Genomic DNA, 19,989 nt, shown 5'->3' with positions numbered 1-19,989 from the left:
GTCTGCGTCAGCGCCCAGGGGCCCGTACCGTCCACACCCGGCGGACCGTACGGGCGGCCTCGTCCCGCGACACGCAGTGGACCGGGAGCAGGCTCAAACCCCAGCCCCCGGCGGCGACCGCCCCTTCCAGCACCCCGGCGTCCGGGGCCAGTGCGAGCCGCAGCACCGCCCACCACCAGAGCGCACCTAAGACAGCGGCGGCGGCCCAGCGCGCCGCTCTGCGCGCACCGGAACCGCCGCCTCCACCCACTCCAACCACCCGCACAGCCGACGGCAGCCACCCGCGAACCGCACGCGCCACCCTCGGCACCCACGCGCGAACCGACGGCGTCACCGCCCGTCCGGGCTCACCACCGCCAGGCCCACCGCCGGGCCCACCGCAGAGCGCGCCATCGGGCTCACCTCCGGACGCACCGCAAGCTGCACCGCTGGACGCACCGCAAGCCGCACCGCCGGACACACCGCTGGGCGCACCGCGCGAACCGCGGGACGCCCCCACGGCCCGGGGCCTCAGCCGTTCTCGGCCTGGAACATCCAGTGGTGCTTCTCAAGATCGGCCGTGATCCCGATGAAGATGTCCTGGCTCACGGGATCGGCCTCGGCGGTGACGCCGACCCGTTCCCGCATCCGGGTGATCACCGCGCCGAGCGCGTTCACCAGCGTGCCGACGGCGTCCGTGTCCTTCATCCAGCCGTCCGGCACGTCCGCGATCCCGCTGGTGCGGGACACGGTCGACGCACGGCCGTCCGGGGGGACACCGAGGGTCGACGCGCGCTCGGCGACGGTGTCGGAGTGCAGTCGGGCCGTGTCCACCACCTCGTCCAGCTGGAGGTGGACCGAGCGGAAGCGCGGGCCGACGACGTTCCAATGGATCTGCTTCGCGATCAGGGACAGGTCCACCAGATCGACCAGCGCGCCCTGGAGCGCGTCGGCCACGGTCTTCATGTCGGCGTCGGACAACGGGCTCTTCACCACGTACATCCCAGTCCTCCGGTTCCACAGTCGGGATCATGCATCTTCAACCATGGCACACCTGCCCAAAAGGGGTCACCTGAACCAAGGCCGATCTGTGACCTGGCACACGGGACGCCGCCACCCCGGCGACCGACCCCAGCGACCGTCCCCCAGCGTCCCGACCTGCGGCAACCCACCCGGAAGCACGAGAAAGCACCGGCAAGCAAGCACGAGTAAAGCGCCGGCAAGCACCCTGGGAGCTTGCCCGGAACCCCGCAGCACCCGGAAAGACGAAGGCCCCGCCCGGGAGCAGCCCCACGGACGAACCGTGGAACCACCCCGGACGGGGCCCTGCAAGCGTCAAAAGGCGCTACGAAAAGCCGCCGGTCCCGCGGAAGGACCGGCGAGGACGTGCGAAGCCGTCAGGCCGCGACCACGTCGACCGCTTCCGTGGGCGCCTTGATCGTGACCCGTTCCGGTGGCACACCGGTCACCGAGACGGAATTGAGCATCGGGCGCACCCCCGCGGGCACCGGCTCGGCCGCAGCCGAGACCGCCAGCTCGGCGAGCGCGAGCTCGTCGCTGACCTCACGCATCAGCTCGGACATCCGTACGTCAAGCGCGTCGCAGATAGCGGAGAGCAGCTCGGAGGATGCCTCCTTCTGCCCCCGCTCCACCTCGGAGAGATAGCCGAGTGAGACTCGGGCGGACGAGGAGACTTCGCGCAGAGTACGGCCCTGGCGCTGGCGCTGCCGACGCAGCACGTCACCCAGCAGGCGACGGAGCAGAATCATCGGTTGCTCCCTCCTCGGACCGTGTAGCCGCATCCTTCACGCCCCACCGTACCGCCTTGCGCGGCGGCCGTGCGGGGAGCGATGTCGTGTTCACTCAGGGCTGCAAACATCAAGTCCCCCCGTTCTCTTCCGTATCCTGTGCCCGCTCATTCCCCGCCTGTTCACCGGACAGCCGATCCTGTAGGAGAGCGAGCACGCTGCGTACACTCTCCCTACGGATTTCCGTCCGATCGCCTTTCAACCGCAATGCGACCACTTTGCCGCCGTCCTGTGGCCCGCGCACGGCGACGTACACAGTGCCGACCGGCCGGCCGTCCTGCGGTTCGGGTCCGGCGACCCCGGTGGTGGCCGCCCCCCAGTCGGCACCGAGGGCGGTACGGACGCCGGCCGCCATCTGGAGCGCCACTTCGGCGTCGACGGCCCCGCGGACCGCGAGCAGATCGCCGTCCACCCCGAGCAGTCGCTCCTTGAGCGGGGTCGCGTACGCCGTCACCGCGCCGCGGAAGGAAGCGGACGCGCCGGGTACGTCGGTGATACCCGCCGCGACCAGACCGCCGGTGAGCGACTCCGCGACGGCGAGGGTCTCCCCCCGCGCGCGCAGCAGCCGCAGCACCTCGGCGGCCTCCTGACTCACCGCTCGGCCTCACGGTCCGCGGCGGCCACCGCGGTGGCGGCGAGCGCGCGCCGCTCGGCGATGCCCTGCCTGCGCAGCACGACGGCCTGCTTGATGTAGTCGAGACCGGTGACGACGGTCAGGACGACCGCCACCGCCATCACCCAGAACCGCAGGGTGGCGAGCGGCCCGGTCAGCGCCAGGACGTACATCCCGACGGCGGTGCCCTGGGCGAGGGTCTTCAGCTTGCCGCCCCGGCTGGCCGGGATGACCCCGTAACGGATCACGACGAACCGCAGCAGGGTGATGCCCAGCTCGCGGCCGAGGATCACCCCGGTCACCCACCAGGGCAGATCCCCGAGCGAGGACAGGCAGATGAGCGCCGCGCCCATGATCGCCTTGTCGGCGATGGGGTCGGCGATCTTGCCGAAGTCGGTGACCAGGTTGTACGCCCGCGCCAGATGACCGTCGAACAGGTCCGTGATCATGGCGACGGCGAACGCGGCCCAGGCGAGCGAACGCCACGCCGGGTCGTAGCCGCCGCCGGCCAGCATCAGGGCCACGAAGCCGGGTACCAGCAGCAGCCGGATCATGGTGAGGATGTTGGCGATGTTCCACAGGCTGGCCTGGTTGACCGCCGCGGCGCCCAGCTTGCCGCCGGGCGCCGGCCTGCCGGGACCGCCCGCCGCGGATGCCGGGACTCCGGTCATCTGGCCGCCTCCTCGGTGCCTACGCCGCTCGTGGTCAGCTCCATGACCTCCGCCAGGAGGTCGACGCCCTCGGTGCCCACCACCCTCGCCCTGACCATACGGCCCACGGTGAGCCCGGCGGCGCTCACGAACCGGACCTGTCCGTCGGTCTCCGGTGCCTGGTGCGCGCCGCGCCCGAGCGCGGGCTCGTCGGCGTCCAGGTCGTCACCGGGCGTGGCGGCGGAGCCGAGGGACTCGACGAGTACCTCCAGTGTCTCGCCGTGCCGCTCGTCGGCGCGCTGCGCGGTCAGCTCGTCGGCGAGGCGTGCCACGCGCGCGAGACGCTCGGCGACGATGTCGGGGTCGAGCTTGTTCTCGTAGGTGGCAGCTTCGGTGCCGTCCTCGTCCGAGTAGCCGAACACACCGATGGCGTCGAGGCGGGCGTGGGTGAGGAAGCGTTCCAGCTCGGCCAGGTCGTCCTCGGTCTCGCCGGGGAAGCCCACGATGAAGTTGGACCGGACACCGGCCTCGGGCGCCTTGGCACGGATCTGGTCGAGCAGTCCGAGGAAGCGGTCGGTGTCCCCGAAGCGGCGCATCGCCCGCAGCACGGCGGGCGCCGAGTGCTGGAACGACAGGTCGAAGTAGGGGGCGATCTTCTCGGTGGAGGTCAGCACGTCGATCAGGCCGGGGCGCATCTCGGCGGGCTGGAGGTAGCTCACCCGGACCCGCTCGATGCCGTCGACGGCGGCCAGCTCGGGCAGCAGGGTCTCCAGGAGACGGATGTCGCCGAGGTCCTTGCCGTACGAGGTGTTGTTCTCGGAGACCAGCATGACCTCCTTGACGCCCTGCTCGGCGAGCCAGCGGGTCTCCCCGAGGACGTCGGAGGGGCGCCGGGAGATGAAGGAGCCCCGGAAGGACGGGATGGCGCAGAAGGTGCAGCGCCGGTCGCAGCCGGAGGCCAGCTTCACGGACGCGACGGGCGAGCTCCCGAGCCTGCGGCGCAGCGGTGCCCGGGGACCGGACGCGGGGGCGAGCCCGGCGGGCAGGTCGAGGGGGGCGGGGGTGTCCACCGGCGCGTGGCCCGGCAGGGCGACCCCGGCTCCCGCGCGCTGGCGCTCGGCGGGGCTGATGGGCAGCAGCTTGCGGCGGTCACGCGGGGTGTGGGAGGCGTGGACGCCGCCGTTGAGGATGGTCTGGAGGCGGTCGGAGATGTCCGCGTAGTCGTCGAAGCCGAGGATGCCGTCGGCCTCGGGGAGCGCTTCGGCGAGGTCCTTGCCGTACCGCTCCGCCATGCAGCCGACCGCGACGACGGCCTGCGTTCTCCCGTGTCCCTTGAGGTCGTTGGCCTCCAGGAGGGCGTCGACGGAGTCCTTCTTGGCGGCGTCGACGAATCCGCAGGTGTTGACGACGGCGACGTCCGCTTGTTCGGCGTCCTCGACGAGCTGCCAGCCGTCCGCCTCCAAGCGGCCTGCCAGCTCCTCCGAGTCCACCTCGTTACGGGCGCAGCCAAGAGTGACGAGAGCGACGGTGCGGCGTTCGGGCATGGGCTCAAGACTACTTCGTCCCGGTGACACCCCTCGCCCGCGCCTCGGGCGGCGCTTCGGGGCTCCCGCACGACGTACGGCGGACCCCTCGACCCGGGGTCCGCCGTACGTCGTGCCGCTGTCCTGCTGTGCCGCCGTGCTGTGTCCTGCCGTGTCGCTGTCCCGCTGTCCTGTGTACTGCGCCGACGGGGTGCGGGAGGCCGCCGCCGGAGGCGGCGCCCGGTGGGGTCAGCCCGCCGCCGGGTCGCCCTTGGTGTAGGTCAGGCGCTCGACCTGACCGGGCTGGAAATCGTCCTCGACGGCCTTGCCGTTGACGGCGAGGTCGATGGCTCCGGCGTTGCCGAGGACGAGGTCGATGCGCTGCTTGTCCTCGAACGACTTGGCGTCGCCCTGTTCGAGCGGACCGTCGAAGAGGGTGCGGCCGTTCTGGTCCTTGACCGAGATCCAGCTGCGTCCGTCGGGCGCGCTCACCTTGACGGTGACCTTGTCCTGCGGGGCGGCGGCGATCGCGCTGTCGGACGGGTCGGGCTTGGGGTCGGCGGGCCGCGACGCACCGGTGCTCGGCTTGGCCGCGGGCTTGCTGGCCGCGGGTGCGGAGCCGCCGGCGGTGGGCGAGCCCGCGCCGTCATCGCCGCCGTTGAACGCGGTGAAGCCGACGAAACCGATCACGGCGACGATCGCCGCGACCATGGCGGCGGTCCAGTTGGGGCGGCGCCGCTCGGGCCGGATGCGCTCGGCCTCGAACAGGGGTGCGGCGGGGGTCGGCGCGGGACGGCCGCCGTACTCCGTGGCGTACCGCTCCAGCAGGGGCGCCGGGTCGACACGCACCGCTCGCGCGAGGGTCCTGATGTGCCCGCGCGCGTAGACGTCGCCGCCGCAGCGGCTGAAGTCGTCCTGCTCGATGGCGTGGATGATCGGGATGCGCACCCGGGTGGCGGCACTGACCTCGTCAACGGTCAGCCCGGCCTCGATACGCGCCTGCTGAAGGACGCGTCCGATCGTGGGGCCGTCGTCCGCCGGGGCACCGGCGGGACCGGTGTCCTCGGTCGGGTGGTCGTCTTCAGGGGATTTGCCGATGGACACGGGGGCGCCTTTCGAGCGTGAGCCACCTGCTGGAGGTTCAGTCTAGGGGGGTTACGAAAGGGTGGGGCAACCGGGCGGTACGACTTTGTACGCCATCGGAATGGCCGGTTTCCCGGATGTGGTGGCGGATGGTTGTCCCTTCCCTCAACTTGACGAACGCGACCGGGAAACGGTTGCCCTGGATTCCCGAACGAGTGATGCCGGATTGACCCAGGCGGACGTGTGGTGCCACGACCGCCCGGCGGACCCGTCGTACAGGCCGGTGCACGCCCGGCGGACCGGACCCTTCCGCGGGCCCGGCGCACACCCCGGCGCGAGCACGACGAGCACGGCGCGCGGACACCGCCGGGACCGCGCGTACAGCGTGAGCACCGGGCGTGTGCACCGCCGGCGCCCGACGCGCGTACTCCGTCGCGACGACCGGTCCTAGTTCTGCGTCTCCCCCCGGATGACGGCGAGCACTCCGTCCAGCTCATCGGCCTTCACCAGAACATCACGTGCCTTGGAACCCTCGCTGGGGCCGACGATGGCGCGCGATTCCATCAGGTCCATGAGACGCCCGGCCTTCGCGAAGCCGACGCGGAGCTTGCGCTGGAGCATCGACGTGGACCCGAACTGGGTGGAGACGACCAGTTCGGCGGCCTGGCACAGCAGGTCGAGGTCGTCGCCGATGTCCTCGTCGATCTCCTTCTTCTGCTTGCTGCCGACGGTGACGTCGTCCCGGAACACCGGCGCCATCTGGTCCTTGCAGTGCTGGACCACCAGCGCGACCTCGGCCTCTGTCACGAAGGCGCCCTGCATCCGGGTGGGCTTGTTGGCGCCCATCGGCAGGAAGAGGCCGTCGCCCTTGCCGATGAGCTTCTCGGCGCCCGGCTGGTCGAGGATCACCCGGCTGTCGGCCAGCGAGGACGTGGCGAAGGCGAGCCGGGAGGGCACGTTGGCCTTGATGAGCCCGGTGACCACGTCCACGGAGGGCCGCTGGGTCGCGAGCACCAGATGGATACCGGCCGCGCGCGCGAGCTGGGTGATCCGCACGATGGAGTCCTCGACGTCCCGCGGGGCGACCATCATCAGATCGGCCAGCTCGTCCACGATGACGAGCAGATACGGATAGGGCTTCAGCTCGCGCTCGCTGCCCGGCGGGGCCTTGGTCTTGCCGCTGCGGACGGCCGCGTTGAAGTCGTCGATGTGGCGGAAGCCGAACGCGGCGAGGTCGTCGTACCGCAGGTCCATCTCGCGGACCACCCACTGGAGCGCCTCGGCGGCCCGCTTGGGGTTGGTGATGATCGGGGTGATCAGGTGCGGGATGCCCTCGTAGGCCGTCAGCTCGACCCGCTTGGGGTCGACCAGCACCATCCGGACGTCCTCCGGTGTCGCCCGCACCATGATCGAGGTGATCAGACAGTTGATGCAGGACGACTTGCCGGAACCGGTGGCACCGGCGACGAGGATGTGCGGCATCTTCGCCATGTTGGCCATGACGTAGCCGCCCTCGACGTCCTTGCCGAGCGCGACGAGCATCGGGTGATCGTCCTCGGCCGCGTCCGCGAGCCGCAGCACATCCCCCAGGTTGACCATCTCGCGGTCGGTGTTCGGGATCTCGATACCGACGGCGGACTTGCCGGGGATGGGGCTGATGATGCGGACATCGGGGCTGGCGACGGCGTACGCGATGTTCTTGGTCAGCGCGGTGATCCGCTCGACCTTCACGGCCGGTCCCAGCTCGACCTCGTAGCGCGTCACCGTGGGCCCCCGGGTGAACCCGGTGACCGCGGCGTCCACCTTGAACTCCATGAACACATTGGTGAGCGAGGCGACCACGACATCGTTCGCGGCGCTGCGCGACTTGCCGGGACCGCCGCGCTCCAGCAGGTCCAGGGACGGCAGCGAGTACGTGATGTCGCCGGAGAGCTGGAGCTGCTCCGCGCGCGGGGGCAGCTCCCGGTGCTTCTCGGGCGCCGACTTGGTGAGGTCCGGTACGGCGGACGTGCCGCGCGGTTCGTCGATCCGGGCGCCCTTCACACGCGCGGGCGGCACGGACGGCGTCGGCTCGGGGTCGCGTTCGACGCCCACGCCCTGGGTGAGGTCCGCGACGAGCGGCGAGGGCGGCATTCCGTGCATGACGGCCCCGTCGAGGGCGGCGGCAGCGGCGGCGGCCACGTCGACCGCGTCCTGCGGCCGGTCCCCGGCGGGCCGTGCGGGGCCCTTGCGCGGCTTGCGGCGCCGGACGGGCGCCTCGTCCTCGTCCTGCCCCGGGTCGTACGCCTCCGGGGGCGCGGAGCGCCGTCCGGGGCGCGCGGGCAGCGCTTCGCGCCACTGGTCGTCGTAGCGGGAGTCGTCCTCGCCGTAGCCGTCGTACCCGTCGGAGAGGTCGTCGGGGCCGGGCTGCACGAGCCCGAGCCGGACCCCGAGCGACCGCAGCCGCTCGGGAACGGCCTTGACGGGCGTCGCGGTGACGACGAGCACCCCGAAGACCGTGAGCAGTACCAGCAGCGGCACCGCGAGGACCGCGGTGACCGTGTACGTCAGCGGGGTCGCCGCGCCCCAGCCGATGAGGCCGCCCGCGTCCCGTATGTCCTGCATACCGTCGCTGCGGGCGGGTGCGCCGCAGGCGATGTGCACCTGGCCGAGGACGCCGATGACCAGCGCGGACAGACCGATGACGATCCGTCCGTTGGCCTCGGGCCGCTCGGGGTGCCGGATGAGGCGGGCGGCGATCACGGCCAGCAGTATCGGGACGAGCAGGTCGAGGCGGCCGAAGGCGCCCGTGACGAGCATCTCGACCAGATCACCGACCGGGCCCCGCAGATTCGACCAGGTCCCCGCGGCGACGATCAGGGACAGCCCGAGCAGCAGCAGCGCCAGCCCGTCCTTGCGGTGGGCGGGGTCGAGGCCCTTGGCGCCACGCCCTATCCCGCGGAACATCGCGCCCACGGCGTGGGCGGTGCCGAGCCACAGCGCGCGGACGAGCCGGTAGAGGCCGCCGGTCGGACTGGGCGCCGGTTTCGGCGGGGGCTTGGGCGCGGACTTCCTGGCCGTCGGCTTCCTGGCCGTCGGCTTCCTGGCGGGGGCCTTCCGGGCCGGGGCCTTCCCCGGGGGCGGCTTGCGGGCCGCGGCCTTCCTCGCCGGAGCCTTGGCCGGCGCGGTCGCCTTCTTGGCGGGCGGCTTCTTGGCTGCGGGCTGACGTGGGGCCATGGAGGTGAGGTTACCGGTGCGGGACACAGGGGACACCCGTGCCCACGGCTTCACCCGTTCGTGTCGCTGTCACGGAGGACAGGAACTGACGCCTCCCCATCCATGGGTCCTGACGCCCGTGTCCACCAGCCCCGGCTTCCGCGTTGGCCTGTCCTGACTGCCGCATCCGCAGGTCCCGGCCCCGTGTTCGCAGGCCCTGGCGGCCGCGTCCGCAGGTCCTGACGCCCGCTCACCCGGCCGTGGAGCACGCACGCACCCGAGGCGGCCCCGGGGGCCTCCTACCGAAAGACCCGACCACACACACCAAAAGGACCCGCCCGACTTCAGGACGGGCCCGCCCGGTTTCCTCGGCGGCCGGTGTTCAGTTCTGCGAGGGAAGCGCGGCCGCGCCGCTGCCCGTACCGGGCTCCAGCGCGTCAAGGGCGCGGCGCAGACCGGTGAGCTTGCGCTCCAGATGAGCGGCCGTCGCCACCGCGGCGGCGTCCGCCGAGTCGTCGTCGAGCTGCTTCGACAGCGCTTCCGCCTGCTCCTCGACCGCCGCCAGCCGCGCGGACAGCTCCGCGAGGAGACCCGCTGGCTCCTTGCCGCCGTCCCCCGCGCGGGCGCCGCCCTCCAGCTGAAGCCTCAGCAGGGCCGCCTGCTCCCGCAGTTGGCAGTTCTTCATGTACAGCTCCACGAAGACCGACACCTTGGCGCGCAGCACCCAGGGATCGAACGGCTTGGAGATGTAGTCCACGGCACCGGCCGCGTAACCCCGGAAGGTGTGGTGCGGGCCGTGGTTGATCGCGGTCAGGAAGATGATCGGGATGTCCCTGGTCCGCTCCCGCCGCTTGATGTGCGCGGCGGTCTCGAAGCCGTCCATGCCCGGCATCTGTACGTCCAGCAGGATGACCGCGAAGTCGTCCGTGAGCAGTGCTTTGAGCGCTTCCTCCCCGGACGATGCCCGCACCAGTGTCTGATCGAGCGCGGAGAGAATGGCCTCCAGCGCCAGCAGATTCTCCGGCCGGTCATCGACCAGGAGGATCTTGGCCTTCTGCACCATGGCCCGCCCTCCTCGTCCCGGCAGTGCGCCGGGCGCCGCCCCTGAGGACGACTCTGTAGCGCCGTCCGTTCTTGTGCCGGTCATCGTAGCCGCACCCCACCTGTCGCCACACCCTGTCACCGCGATGTCACTGTGCACATAGCAAAAACGCCGCGGGGGTCCAGAAGGTTCCCCGAATCCCGCACTTCTACACGGGATCGGCCGGAGTCAGCCGACGATTCCGGGGAACCGCGCCCGCGGTTCACTCCTCCCGCATCCACCGCTCCATCACGGTCAGAAGATAGTCGGGATCGACCGGCTTGGTCACATAGTCGGACGCCCCCGACTCGATGGCCTTCTCCCGGTCGCCCTTCATGGCCTTCGCCGTCAGCGCGATGATGGGCAGTCCGGCGAACTGCGGCATCCGGCGGATCGCCGTCGTCGTGGCGTAGCCGTCCATCTCCGGCATCATGATGTCCATCAGCACCAGCGTCACATCGTCGTGCTGCTCCAGGACCTCGATCCCCTCCCGGCCGTTCTCCGCGTACAGCACCGACAGACCGTGCTGTTCGAGGACGCTGGTCAGCGCGAAGACATTGCGGATGTCGTCGTCGACGATCAGCACCTTCTCGCCGTCGAAGCCGAAGCTCCGTACCGCGGAAGTCAGCTGCTGCTCCTGCCCGTTGTCCTGTCCGGTGTCGTCCCGGCCGCCCGAGGCGCGGCCCAGCTCCGGGAACCGACCGCCCGGCGCCGCCCCCGGCCGGCCCGAGGGCGGGGCGGGCTGCCGCAGCCCCGGCGTGGGCACCGCGGCCCTGCGCCGGCGGCGGAAGTTCGCGGCGGGACCGTTCTGGGTGTCCCGGTACGAACGCACCTCCGGCGGGGTCCCCGTCAGCACCGAGGGCGCCTCCAACTCGGGCAGCGCGGAACCCGGTTCGATCGCGGGCGCGATCTGCGTGTACCCGTGCGGCGGCAGCCCGCTCGGGTGCAGCGGCAGATACAGCGTGAACGTCGACCCGCGGCCGGGCTCGCTCGCCGCGTGGATCTCCCCGCCCAGCAGCCGCGCGATCTCCCGGCTGATCGACAGACCGAGACCCGTACCACCGTACTTGCGGCTGGTCGTCCCGTCCGCCTGCTTGAACGCCTCGAAGATGACCCGCATCTTGCCCGCGGCGATCCCGATCCCGGTGTCCGCGACGGAGAACGCGATCAGATCGGCGTCCGCGTCACCCAGCGAACCCGCCTCCAGGAGCTGCTCGCGGATCGCGACCGGAACGTCCGACCCGGCCGTCCTGATGACCAGTTCGACCGCGCCCGAGTCGGTGAACTTGACCGCGTTCGACAGCAGGTTGCGCAGCACCTGGAGCAGCCGCTGCTCATCGGTGTGCAACGTGGCCGGCAGCTCCGGCGACACCCGCACCGAGAAGTCGAGACCCTTCTCCGCGGTGAGCGGCCGGAACGTGGCCTCCACGTAGTCGACGAGCTGGACGAGCGCGATCCGGGTCGGGGACACGTCCATCTTGCCCGCCTCGACCTTCGACAGGTCGAGGATGTCGTTGATGAGCTGGAGCAGATCGGAACCGGCGCCGTGGATGGTTTCCGCGAACTCGACCTGCTTCGGCGTGAGATTGGCGTCCGCGTTGTCCGCGAGCAGCTTCGCGAGGATCAGCAGCGAGTTCAGCGGGGTCCGCAGCTCATGGGACATGTTCGCGAGGAACTCGGACTTGTAGCGCATCGACACCGCGAGCTGCTCGGCGCGCTCCTCCAGGACCTGCCGGGCCTCCTCGATCTCGGTGTTCTTCACCTCGATGTCCCGGTTCTGCTGGGCGAGGAGCTCGGCCTTCTCCTCCAGCTCCATGTTGGAGACCTGGAGCGCCTTCTGCCGGTTCTCCAACTCGGCCGAGCGCTCCCGCAGTTGCTCGGTCAGCTCCTGCGACTGCCGGAGCAGGACCTCCGTCTTGGTGTTGACGCTGATCGTGTTGACGCTCGTGGCGATCATCTCGGCGATCTGGTTGAGGAAGTCCTTCTGGATCTGGGTGAACGGCTGGAACGACGCCAGCTCGATCACCCCCAGAACCGTTCCCTCGAACAGCACCGGCAGCACGATGACATGCGCGGGCGGCGCCTCACCGAGCCCCGAGGAGATCTTCAGATACCCCGGCGGGACGTTCTCCACCAGGATCGTGCGCTTCTCCTTGGCCGCCGTCCCGATCAGCGTCTCGCCCGGCAGGAACGACGTCGGCATGGACCCCATCGAGTAGCCGTACGAACCCTGCATCCGCAGCTCGTAGGCGTCGTCCTGCGCCGAGCCGATGTCCTGGCCGTCGTCGATGGGCATCGCCAGGAAGAACGCCCCGTGCTGCGCGGACACCACCGGCGTCAGCTCGCTCATGATCAGCCCGGCCACGTCGTCCAGGTCACGGCGGCCCTGCATCAGACCGGAGATCCGGGCGAGATTGCCCTTCAGCCAGTCCTGCTCGTTGTTCGCGATGGTCGTGTCCCGCAGGTTCGCGATCATCGTGTTGATGTTGTCCTGGAGGACCTGGATCTCGCCCGCCGCGTCCACGTCGATCTTCAGATTCAGATCACCGCGGGTCACCGCCGTGGCGACCGCCGCGATGGCCCGCACCTGACGGGTCAGGTTCCCGGCCATCTCGTTCACCGACTCGGTGAGGTCCCGCCAGGTCCCGTCCACGTCACGCACCCGCGCCTGACCGCCGAGCTGCCCCTCGGTGCCCACCTCACGGGCGACCCGGGTCACCTCCTCGGCGAACGACGACAGCTGGTCGACCATCGTGTTGATGGTCGTCTTGAGTTCGAGGATCTCCCCGCGCGCGTCGATGTCGATCTTCTTGGTCAGATCACCCTTGGCGATGGCCGTGGTGACCATCGCGATGTTGCGGACCTGACCCGTCAGATTCGACGCCATCGAGTTCACGGACTCGGTCAGGTCCTTCCAGGTGCCCGACACCCCCGGCACCCGCGCCTGACCGCCCAGGATGCCGTCGGTGCCCACCTCGCGGGCCACCCGGGTCACCTCGTCCGCGAACGACGACAGGGTCGTCACCATCGTGTTGACGGTGTCCGCGAGCTGCGCGACCTCGCCGCGCGCCTCCACGGTGACCTTCTTGGTGAGATCGCCGTTGGCGACGGCCGCCGACACCTGCGAGATGTTCCGCACCTGACTGGTCAGGTTGTTGGCCATCAGGTTGACGTTGTCGCTGAGGTCCTTCCAGATGCCCGTCACCCCGGGCACCCGCGCCTGACCGCCAAGATTGCCCTCGGTACCCACCTCACGGGCCACCCTGGTGACCTGCTCCGCGAAGTTCGACAGCTGGTCCACCATCGTGTTGACGGTGGTGACGAGCTCCAGGATCTCGCCCTTGGCGTCGACCGTGATCTTCTTCGACAGATCACCCCGGGCGACCGCCGTCGTCACCTCCGCGATGCTGCGCACCTGGATCGTCAGATTGTTCGCCATGAAGTTGACGGACTGGGTGAGGTCCTTCCACGTACCGGACACCCCCTGCACCTCGGCCTGACCGCCGAGGATGCCCTCCGTACCGACCTCACGCGCGACCCTGGTGACCTGCTCCGCAAAGTTCGAGAGCTGGTCCACCATCGTGTTGAGGGTGTTCTTCAGCTCCTGGATCTCGCCGCGCGCGTCCACGTCGATCTTCTGCGACAGATCACCACGCGCGACCGCCGTGGCGACCTGCGCGATGTTGCGGACCTGACCCGTCAGATTCGACGCCATCCCGTTCACGGAGTCCGTGAGGTCGCGCCACACCCCGGCGACCCCCGGCACCTGCGCCTGACCGCCCAGCCTGCCCTCGGTGCCCACGTCCCGGGCCACCCGGGTCACCTGGTCCGCGAACGCGGACAGCTGGTCCACCATCGTGTTGATGGTGTTCTTCAGCTCCAGGATCTCCCCGCGCGCGTCCACGTCGATCTTCTGCGACAGATCACCACGCGCGACCGCCGTGGTCACCTGCGCGATCTGCCGCACCTGCGACGTCAGGTTCCCGGCCATGAAGTTGACGGAGTCCGTCAGCTCCTTCCACGTACCGCTGACGCCGTCCACCCGCGCCTGGCCGCCGAGCCGCCCTTCCGTACCCACGTCCCGCGCCATCCGCGTGACCTGGTCCGCGAAGCTCGACAGCTGATCGACCATCGTGTTGACGGTGTTCTTCAGCTGGAGCATCTCGCCGGACACATCGACGGTGACCTTCTGCGACAGATCACCGTTCGCGACCGCCGTGGTGACCTGCGCGATGTTGCGGACCTGACCGGTCAGGTTGCGGAACGCCGTGTTGACGGAGTCCGTGAGGTCCTTCCAGGTACCGGCGGCACCCTGCACATGGGCCTGACCGCCCAGTTCACCCTCCACCCCGACCTCGCGGGCCACCCGCGTCACCTCGGCGCCGAAGCCGGAGAGCTGGTCCACCATCGTGTTGACGGTGTTCTTCAGCTCCAGCATCTCGCCCGCGACATCCACGGTGACCTTCTGCGACAGATCACCGTTCGCGACCGCCGTCGTCACCGCCGCGATGTCCCGCACCTGCGTGGTGAGATTGCGGAACACCGTGTTGACGGAGTCCGTGAGGTCCTTCCAGGTACCCGCCGCGCCCGGCACCTGCGCCTGACCGCCCAGCCGGCCCTCGGCACCGACCTCGTTCGCCACCCGGGTGACCTCGTCCGCGAACGTCCGCAGCGTCTCGGTCATCTGGTTGATCGTCTCGGCGAGCTGCGCGACCTCGCCGCGCGCGCTGACCGTCACCTTCTGCGACAGATCACCGTTGGCCACCGCCGTCGTCACCTGCGCGATGCCCCGCACCTGCGCGGTGAGATTGCCCGCCATCAGGTTGACGGAGTCGGTCAGGTCCTTCCACACGCCCGCGACACCAGGCACCTTGGCCTGGCCGCCCAGTTCACCCTCGGTACCGACCTCACGCGCGACCCGCGTCACCTCGGACGAGAACGACGACAGCTGGTCCACCATCGTGTTGACGGTGTTCTTGAGCTCCAGCATCTCGCCGTCGACATGGACGGTCACCTTGCGCGACAGATCGCCCTTGGCCACCGCCGTCGTCACCAGCGCGATGTCCCGCACCTGCGCCGTCAGCCGGAACGCCATCGTGTTGACGGAGTCCGTGAGGTCCTTCCACGAACCGGACATCCCCCGCACCCGGGCCTGACCGCCCAGCTTGCCCTCCGTACCGACCTCGCTGGCCACCCGGGTGACCTCGTCGGTGAACGTCGAGAGCTGGTCGACCAGGTTGTTGACCGTCCGGCCGACCTTCAGGAACTCACCACGCAGCGGCAGCCCGGCGCCGTTCGCCCCGTGCGGACGCAGCTCCATCCGCTGCTCCAGATCGCCCTCCGCCACCGCGGACAGCACCCGCCCCACCTCGGACACCGGCCGTACGAGATCGTCGACCAGCGCGTTCGACGCGTTGATCGCGGCGGCCCAGGACCCCTCGCAGGGGCCCGTGTCCAGCCGCTCCGTGATCTTTCCCTCACGGCCGACCATCCGCCGCACCCGTGCCAGCTCACCCGTGAGATGCAGATTGCGGTCCGCGACCTCGTTGAAGACGGTCGCGATCTCCGCGAGTACGTCGTCACCGGCCACCGGCAGCCGCTTGCGGAAGTTGCCGTCCCGCATCGACTCCAGTGCCGCCAGCAGACGGTGCAGCTCAGCCGTCTCCACGGGGGTCGTCCCCTTACGCGCGGGGCGTGCCCGTTTCACGGACTGTCCGCCCTTGCCTCGCGCGCTCGTGCCCCGCGCTGCCGCGCCAGACTCCACCGTGTCCCTCCCTGAAGGGTCGACCTCGTGCCTCGGACCGTCCTCTGAAGCCTGCCCAGTGTTTCACCCCGAAGGAACCAGGCCATAACAGTTCGGCAGCTTCGCACACCGCCGCCACACCCTGGGGGTGGAATCACTGACGGGTGGCATCCGCACGGACCGCGAAGGTAAGTAACCTGGCATGCGGCTGTCCACCCGTCCCGGCCCGCCCGGCCAGGAAGGTGGCAGAAGTACGAGCGGGCATCGGAGGCGCGGCCCCAGCATGACCACCGGACTGCAACTGCCCGGGGGGCAACCCCCGGAACCCCGGACCCGGCGTGACGCCGGCCCGGGAGCACAGCACGTCGAATCCCGGACAAGGAGTTCTGTGATCACCGCGCGCGCGGCCGCCACCTTCCCACCCGCGGGCAGATCCGTGGCAACGGCCCGTTCCTTCGTCCGGGACACGCTCCAGGGCTGGGGCTTCGCCGACATCATCGACGACGCCGTCGTCCTCACCAGCGAACTCGTCACCAACGCCGTCATCCACGCAGGTACGTCCGCCGAGGTGCTGTGCCTGCGCTCCGGCGACACCGTGCGGATCGAGGTCGCCGACCGCTATCCGGAACGCGAGATCCCGCTCCAGCACTCCCCCGGCGACATGGGCAGCCCCGACCGGGAGAGCGGCCGCGGCCTCCAGCTCTGCGCGGCCCTCGCCGGACGCTGGGGCGTCGAGTACAGCCCCTCCCACAAGCGCGTCTGGTTCCTGATGGAGCTGCCCGACCGGCCCGTCGGCACCCGCAGCGCGGGCCCCAGCCTGCCCGTGGCCCTGCTCCCCGTCACCGACGGCCGGGTCAGGGTCGCCGTCATCCAGATCGACGGCGCCGCCACGGTCTCCGCCTGGAACGAGGACGCCGGGGAACTCTTCGGCCACCAGCCCGACCAGGTCATCGGCAAACCGCTCACCGACCTCGCCGCCTGGCCCCACACCCCCGGCACCAGCACCGGCATCGCCGAGGCCCTCCAGCTCTCCCGCTGGGAGGGCAGCTACGGCATCCGCAACGCGGCGGGCCGGGTCGTCCCCGTCTACGCCTCGCATCTGCGGGTACGCGACACCGACGGCGAACCCTCGACGGTCTGTCTGCTCGTCCGCGACCACGAACGCGCCGTCATCCAGACACCCCTGCGGCTCCCCGCGGCGGACACCGGAGCCCTCCCCGACAGCGGACCCGCCGATCCGTTCGAGGTGTTCATCGGTTCCCCCGCCCCCGACGACCTCGACGGACTGCTCCAGCGCACCGTCGAACGCGCCCGCGACATGCTCGACGCCGACGCCGCGTTCCTGCTGCTCGCCACCGACGACGAGACGGAGCTGGAGGTCCGCGCGTCCACCGGACTGCCCTCGGCCCGCCAGCGCTTCGCCCGGGTCCCCGTCGAGGCGGGCCCCGGCCGGTACGGCTCCGCCCGGATGCCCGCCGTCCACGAGGATCTGTCGGTCGTCCCGGGCGCCGTTCCGCTGCTCATCGGCACGGGCATGCGCTCGGTCGTCACCGTCCCGCTGAAGGTCGAAGGACGCCTCACGGGCTCCCTCGGGGTCGCCGCCGAGTCCCCCGACCGCTACTCCAACGAGGAGGCCCTGCGCCTCCAGTTCGCCGCCGACCGGATCGCCCTCGCCGTCGAGTCGGCCCGACTCGGTGAGCTGGAACGGCTCCGCCGCGGCTCGCTGAGCTTCCTGGTCGAGGCGTCCGATCTGCTCGCGGGCACCCTGGACCGAGACCAGACGCTCGCCCTGATGGCCCAGATGACCGTCCCGACCCTGGCCACCTGGTGCGCGGTCTACACGATCGCCGACCAGGCCTCCGACCCGTTCCTGTCGTACGTCCTGCACGAGGACGAGGACCGCATCGACGGGCTCAAGGAGCTGCTGTCCAGGATCGCCCCGCCCGACCCGGTACCGACCCCGGGCGCCCGGGTGTGGACGGCTCCCGCCCGCGCCGCGCAGGAGGCCGCGCGGGGCACCTCCCGGCGCAGCTTCGACCCCGAGTCGATGTCCGTCCACAACACCGCCTCGTCGGTCGGCGGCGAGACCGTGGTGCTGCCCCTGGTGGCCCGCAACCGGGTCATCGGCATGCTGACCCTCGGCCGGCCGGCCGACGACCACTTCCGCCAGGAGATCCTGGAGCTGGCCGAGGACCTGTCCCGCCGAGCGGCCCTCGCCCTCGACAACGCCCGGCTGTACTCGGAGCGCACGGCGATCAGCCAGTCGCTCCAGCGCAGTCTGCTGCCCCCGCAGACGCCCGAGATCCCGGGCGTCGAGGTGGAGGTCATCTACCGCGCCGCGGGCGAGGGCAACGAGGTCGGCGGCGACTTCTACGACCTCTTCCCGATCCGTGACGGCGCCTACGGCTTCGCCATCGGCGATGTCTGCGGCACCGGCCCGGAGGCCGCCGCGGTGACGGGTCTGGCCCGGCACGCGCTGCGGCTGCTCGCCCGGGAGGGCTTCAGCGGCCCGGCGGTCCTGGAACGGCTGAACGCCGCGATCCTCGACGAGGGCGCCCGCAGCCGCTTCCTCACGCTCCTGTACGGCGAGCTGTGGCCGCAGGAGGACGGCAGCGCCGTACTCAAGGTGGTCTGCGCGGGCCACCCGCTCCCGCTGCGGCTCCGCCAGGACGGCACGGTCGAGGCCGCCGCCGAACCTCAGCCGCTGCTCGGCGTCATGGACGACCTGGAGCTGTACGAGCAGACGGTGACCCTCGACCCGGGGGATGTCCTGCTGTGCGTCACGGACGGCGTCACCGAACGCCGTGAGGGCAGCCGCATGCTGGGCGACGACGGTCTGGCGGAGGTGCTCGCGTCGTCCACGGGTCTCACGGCCGGCGCGGTCGCCGCCAGGGTGATGCGGGCGGTGGACCGCTTCGCCACCGCGGCCCCCTCGGACGACATGGCGATCCTCGTGATGCGGGTCCCCGGCCTCCAGATCTGAGGCCGGGCCCTCCGGGGCACACAAAAGGCCCCGGCCGATCGGCCGGGGCCTTCCTTTTGCGCTGAGCCCCCAAACGGAATCGAACCGTTGACCTTCTCCTTACCATGGAGACGCTCTACCGACTGAGCTATAGGGGCCTGTCGCTTCGCGGTGTTTCCCGCTTGGCAACGGAATAGATCATACCCCGAACGCGGGGGTGTTCGGCACCATCGGCCGCCCGACCGTCGGCCCGGTTCCCGCGGGTGTCCGGAAAGCGGGAGGGTTCAGAAAGCGGCGGCCATCCGGAATCCCGGCTCGGCCCGGAGCGGTCCGCCGAGCGCGTTGCACGCGGCGACGACGCGCCGGACCTGGCGCCACGTCAGGGACGCGGCCATGGGCAGCGCCAGCGTCTCCGCGGCGGCCCGTTCCGTCTCCGGCAGCAGCACCCCGCGCCGAAAGCCCGGCATCCGGTGCACGGGCGTCCGCACCGGCACGGCGCACTCGACGCCCCGGGCCCGCAGCGCCCTGGCGAACGCGTCCCGGTCGGGCCGGCCGTTCCCCGGCACCCGGACGACATAGCTCCGGTACGTATGCCCGTCGCCGTGCGGCGGGGTGCGTACCCCACGCAGCCGGGAGTCGAAGTACGCGGCACGCGCCCGCCGCAGCCGCACCTGTTCCAGCTCGTCCAGCTCACCGACGCCCAAGGCATCCGGCGAGGTGTCTTCGTCGTCCTCCTCCAGTACCAGCAGCCCGTGCCGTCGCCCCAGTTGCCGGAGCCGGCCGAGGTCGGCGGGCCGCCCGAAGCGATGCACGGCGACGACGGCGACCGTACGTGGACTCACCATGGCGGCCACGGAATCGGCGTCGAGGCAGTACGACGACGGGTCGATGTCCGCGAACACGGGTGCCGCCCCCACGGCGACCACCGCGCCGGCCAACCCGATGTCCCCGAACGACGGTACGACGACCTCGTCCCCCGGTCCGATCCCGGCGGCACGCAGTATTGCGACTGTCCCCATGCCGATGATGCTCACGCCACGATATGAACGGCGGATGAAGCAAACAAAAAAGGAGCAGGTACCGGATCATAAGATCCGGTACCTGCTCCTTCTATAAAGTTAGTTCGGCGGTGTCCTACTCTCCCACAGGGTCCCCCCTGCAGTACCATCGGCGCTGTAAGGCTTAGCTTCCGGGTTCGGAATGTAACCGGGCGTTTCCCTCACGCTATGACCACCGAAACACTACGAAACACACCCCGCACACCCCCACCGGCCCACACGACCATCACTGGTCGGGGCAGGGGGGTGTTGGTTGTTCGTGGTTTCAGAACCAACACAGTGGACGCGAGCAAC

Annotated in this window: 12 protein-coding genes, 1 tRNA gene and 1 rRNA gene; 1 reads left to right on the top strand and 13 read right to left on the bottom strand. The window is 70.5% G+C overall.

All coding sequences use genetic code 11. The features are described 5' to 3' along the window. Positions 1 to 7: 7 nt before the first annotated feature. From AB852_RS17355 to AB852_RS17305, 10 genes are all read right to left on the bottom strand, one after another. Positions 8 to 250 (bottom strand): hypothetical protein, encoded by a 243-nt coding sequence (locus AB852_RS17355; protein WP_079184716.1) that lies wholly within the window; start codon positions 248 to 250, stop codon positions 8 to 10. Between the two features lie 260 nt (positions 251 to 510). Beyond that, on the bottom strand, positions 511 to 981 hold the full coding sequence (locus tag AB852_RS17350) for a Dps family protein (protein ID WP_073789312.1): 471 nt from the start codon (positions 979 to 981) through the stop codon (positions 511 to 513). A 395-nt stretch (positions 982 to 1,376) separates the two neighbouring features. Beyond that, positions 1,377 to 1,748, bottom strand: a complete 372-nt coding sequence (locus AB852_RS17345) for a helix-turn-helix domain-containing protein (RefSeq protein ID WP_073789309.1) — start codon at positions 1,746 to 1,748, stop codon at positions 1,377 to 1,379. A gap of 109 nt (positions 1,749 to 1,857) precedes the next feature. After that, on the bottom strand, positions 1,858 to 2,382 hold the full coding sequence (locus AB852_RS17340) for a CinA family protein (RefSeq protein ID WP_073789307.1): 525 nt from the start codon (positions 2,380 to 2,382) through the stop codon (positions 1,858 to 1,860). Next, positions 2,379 to 3,071: a CDP-diacylglycerol--glycerol-3-phosphate 3-phosphatidyltransferase gene (gene pgsA / locus AB852_RS17335; protein WP_073789305.1), complete on the bottom strand. Its 693-nt coding sequence runs from the start codon at positions 3,069 to 3,071 to the stop codon at positions 2,379 to 2,381. Before pgsA ends, AB852_RS17340 begins: the two co-directional genes overlap by 4 nt. Beyond that, entirely contained in the window at positions 3,068 to 4,594 is a 1,527-nt protein-coding gene (gene rimO / locus AB852_RS17330; RefSeq protein WP_073789302.1) for a 30S ribosomal protein S12 methylthiotransferase RimO, read from the bottom strand. The genes pgsA and rimO overlap by 4 nt, the downstream gene beginning before the upstream one ends. Before the next feature lie 228 nt (positions 4,595 to 4,822). Beyond that, positions 4,823 to 5,677, bottom strand: a complete 855-nt coding sequence (locus AB852_RS17325; RefSeq protein ID WP_073789300.1) for a helix-turn-helix domain-containing protein — start codon at positions 5,675 to 5,677, stop codon at positions 4,823 to 4,825. A 426-nt stretch (positions 5,678 to 6,103) separates the two neighbouring features. Beyond that, a complete protein-coding gene (locus tag AB852_RS17315) occupies positions 6,104 to 8,872 on the bottom strand; it encodes a DNA translocase FtsK (protein ID WP_107499288.1) in 2,769 nt (922 codons plus the stop codon). Positions 8,873 to 9,233: 361 nt separating this feature from the next. Further along, positions 9,234 to 9,914, bottom strand: a complete 681-nt coding sequence (locus tag AB852_RS17310; RefSeq protein ID WP_073789294.1) for a response regulator — start codon at positions 9,912 to 9,914, stop codon at positions 9,234 to 9,236. 241 nt (positions 9,915 to 10,155) lie between these two features. Then, the gene (locus AB852_RS17305; protein WP_107499273.1) at positions 10,156 to 15,696 is read right to left on the bottom strand and encodes a HAMP domain-containing protein; all 5,541 of its coding nucleotides are present in this window, start codon (positions 15,694 to 15,696) and stop codon (positions 10,156 to 10,158) included. A 262-nt stretch (positions 15,697 to 15,958) separates the two neighbouring features. Between AB852_RS17305 and AB852_RS17300 the strand changes: the two genes are divergently transcribed. Continuing rightward, the gene (locus tag AB852_RS17300; protein WP_073789289.1) at positions 15,959 to 18,658 is read left to right on the top strand and encodes a SpoIIE family protein phosphatase; all 2,700 of its coding nucleotides are present in this window, start codon (positions 15,959 to 15,961) and stop codon (positions 18,656 to 18,658) included. Positions 18,659 to 18,722: 64 nt separating this feature from the next. Here AB852_RS17300 and AB852_RS17295 read toward each other — a convergent pair. The 3 genes from AB852_RS17295 to rrf all read right to left on the bottom strand — a co-directional run bounded on the left by AB852_RS17295 (position 18,723) and on the right by rrf (position 19,875). Then, a tRNA-Thr gene (locus AB852_RS17295) sits at positions 18,723 to 18,795 on the bottom strand. Positions 18,796 to 18,921: 126 nt separating this feature from the next. After that, on the bottom strand, positions 18,922 to 19,656 hold the full coding sequence (locus tag AB852_RS17290; protein WP_073789287.1) for a DegT/DnrJ/EryC1/StrS family aminotransferase: 735 nt from the start codon (positions 19,654 to 19,656) through the stop codon (positions 18,922 to 18,924). Between the two features lie 102 nt (positions 19,657 to 19,758). Further along, positions 19,759 to 19,875, bottom strand: a 5S ribosomal RNA gene (rrf, locus tag AB852_RS17285). Between the last annotated feature and the right edge of the window lie 114 nt (positions 19,876 to 19,989).

This window comes from Streptomyces uncialis, assembly GCF_001905345.1.
GTDB classification, from domain to species: domain Bacteria; phylum Actinomycetota; class Actinomycetes; order Streptomycetales; family Streptomycetaceae; genus Streptomyces; species Streptomyces uncialis.
This window is presented reverse-complemented; position numbering and strand designations above follow the sequence as displayed.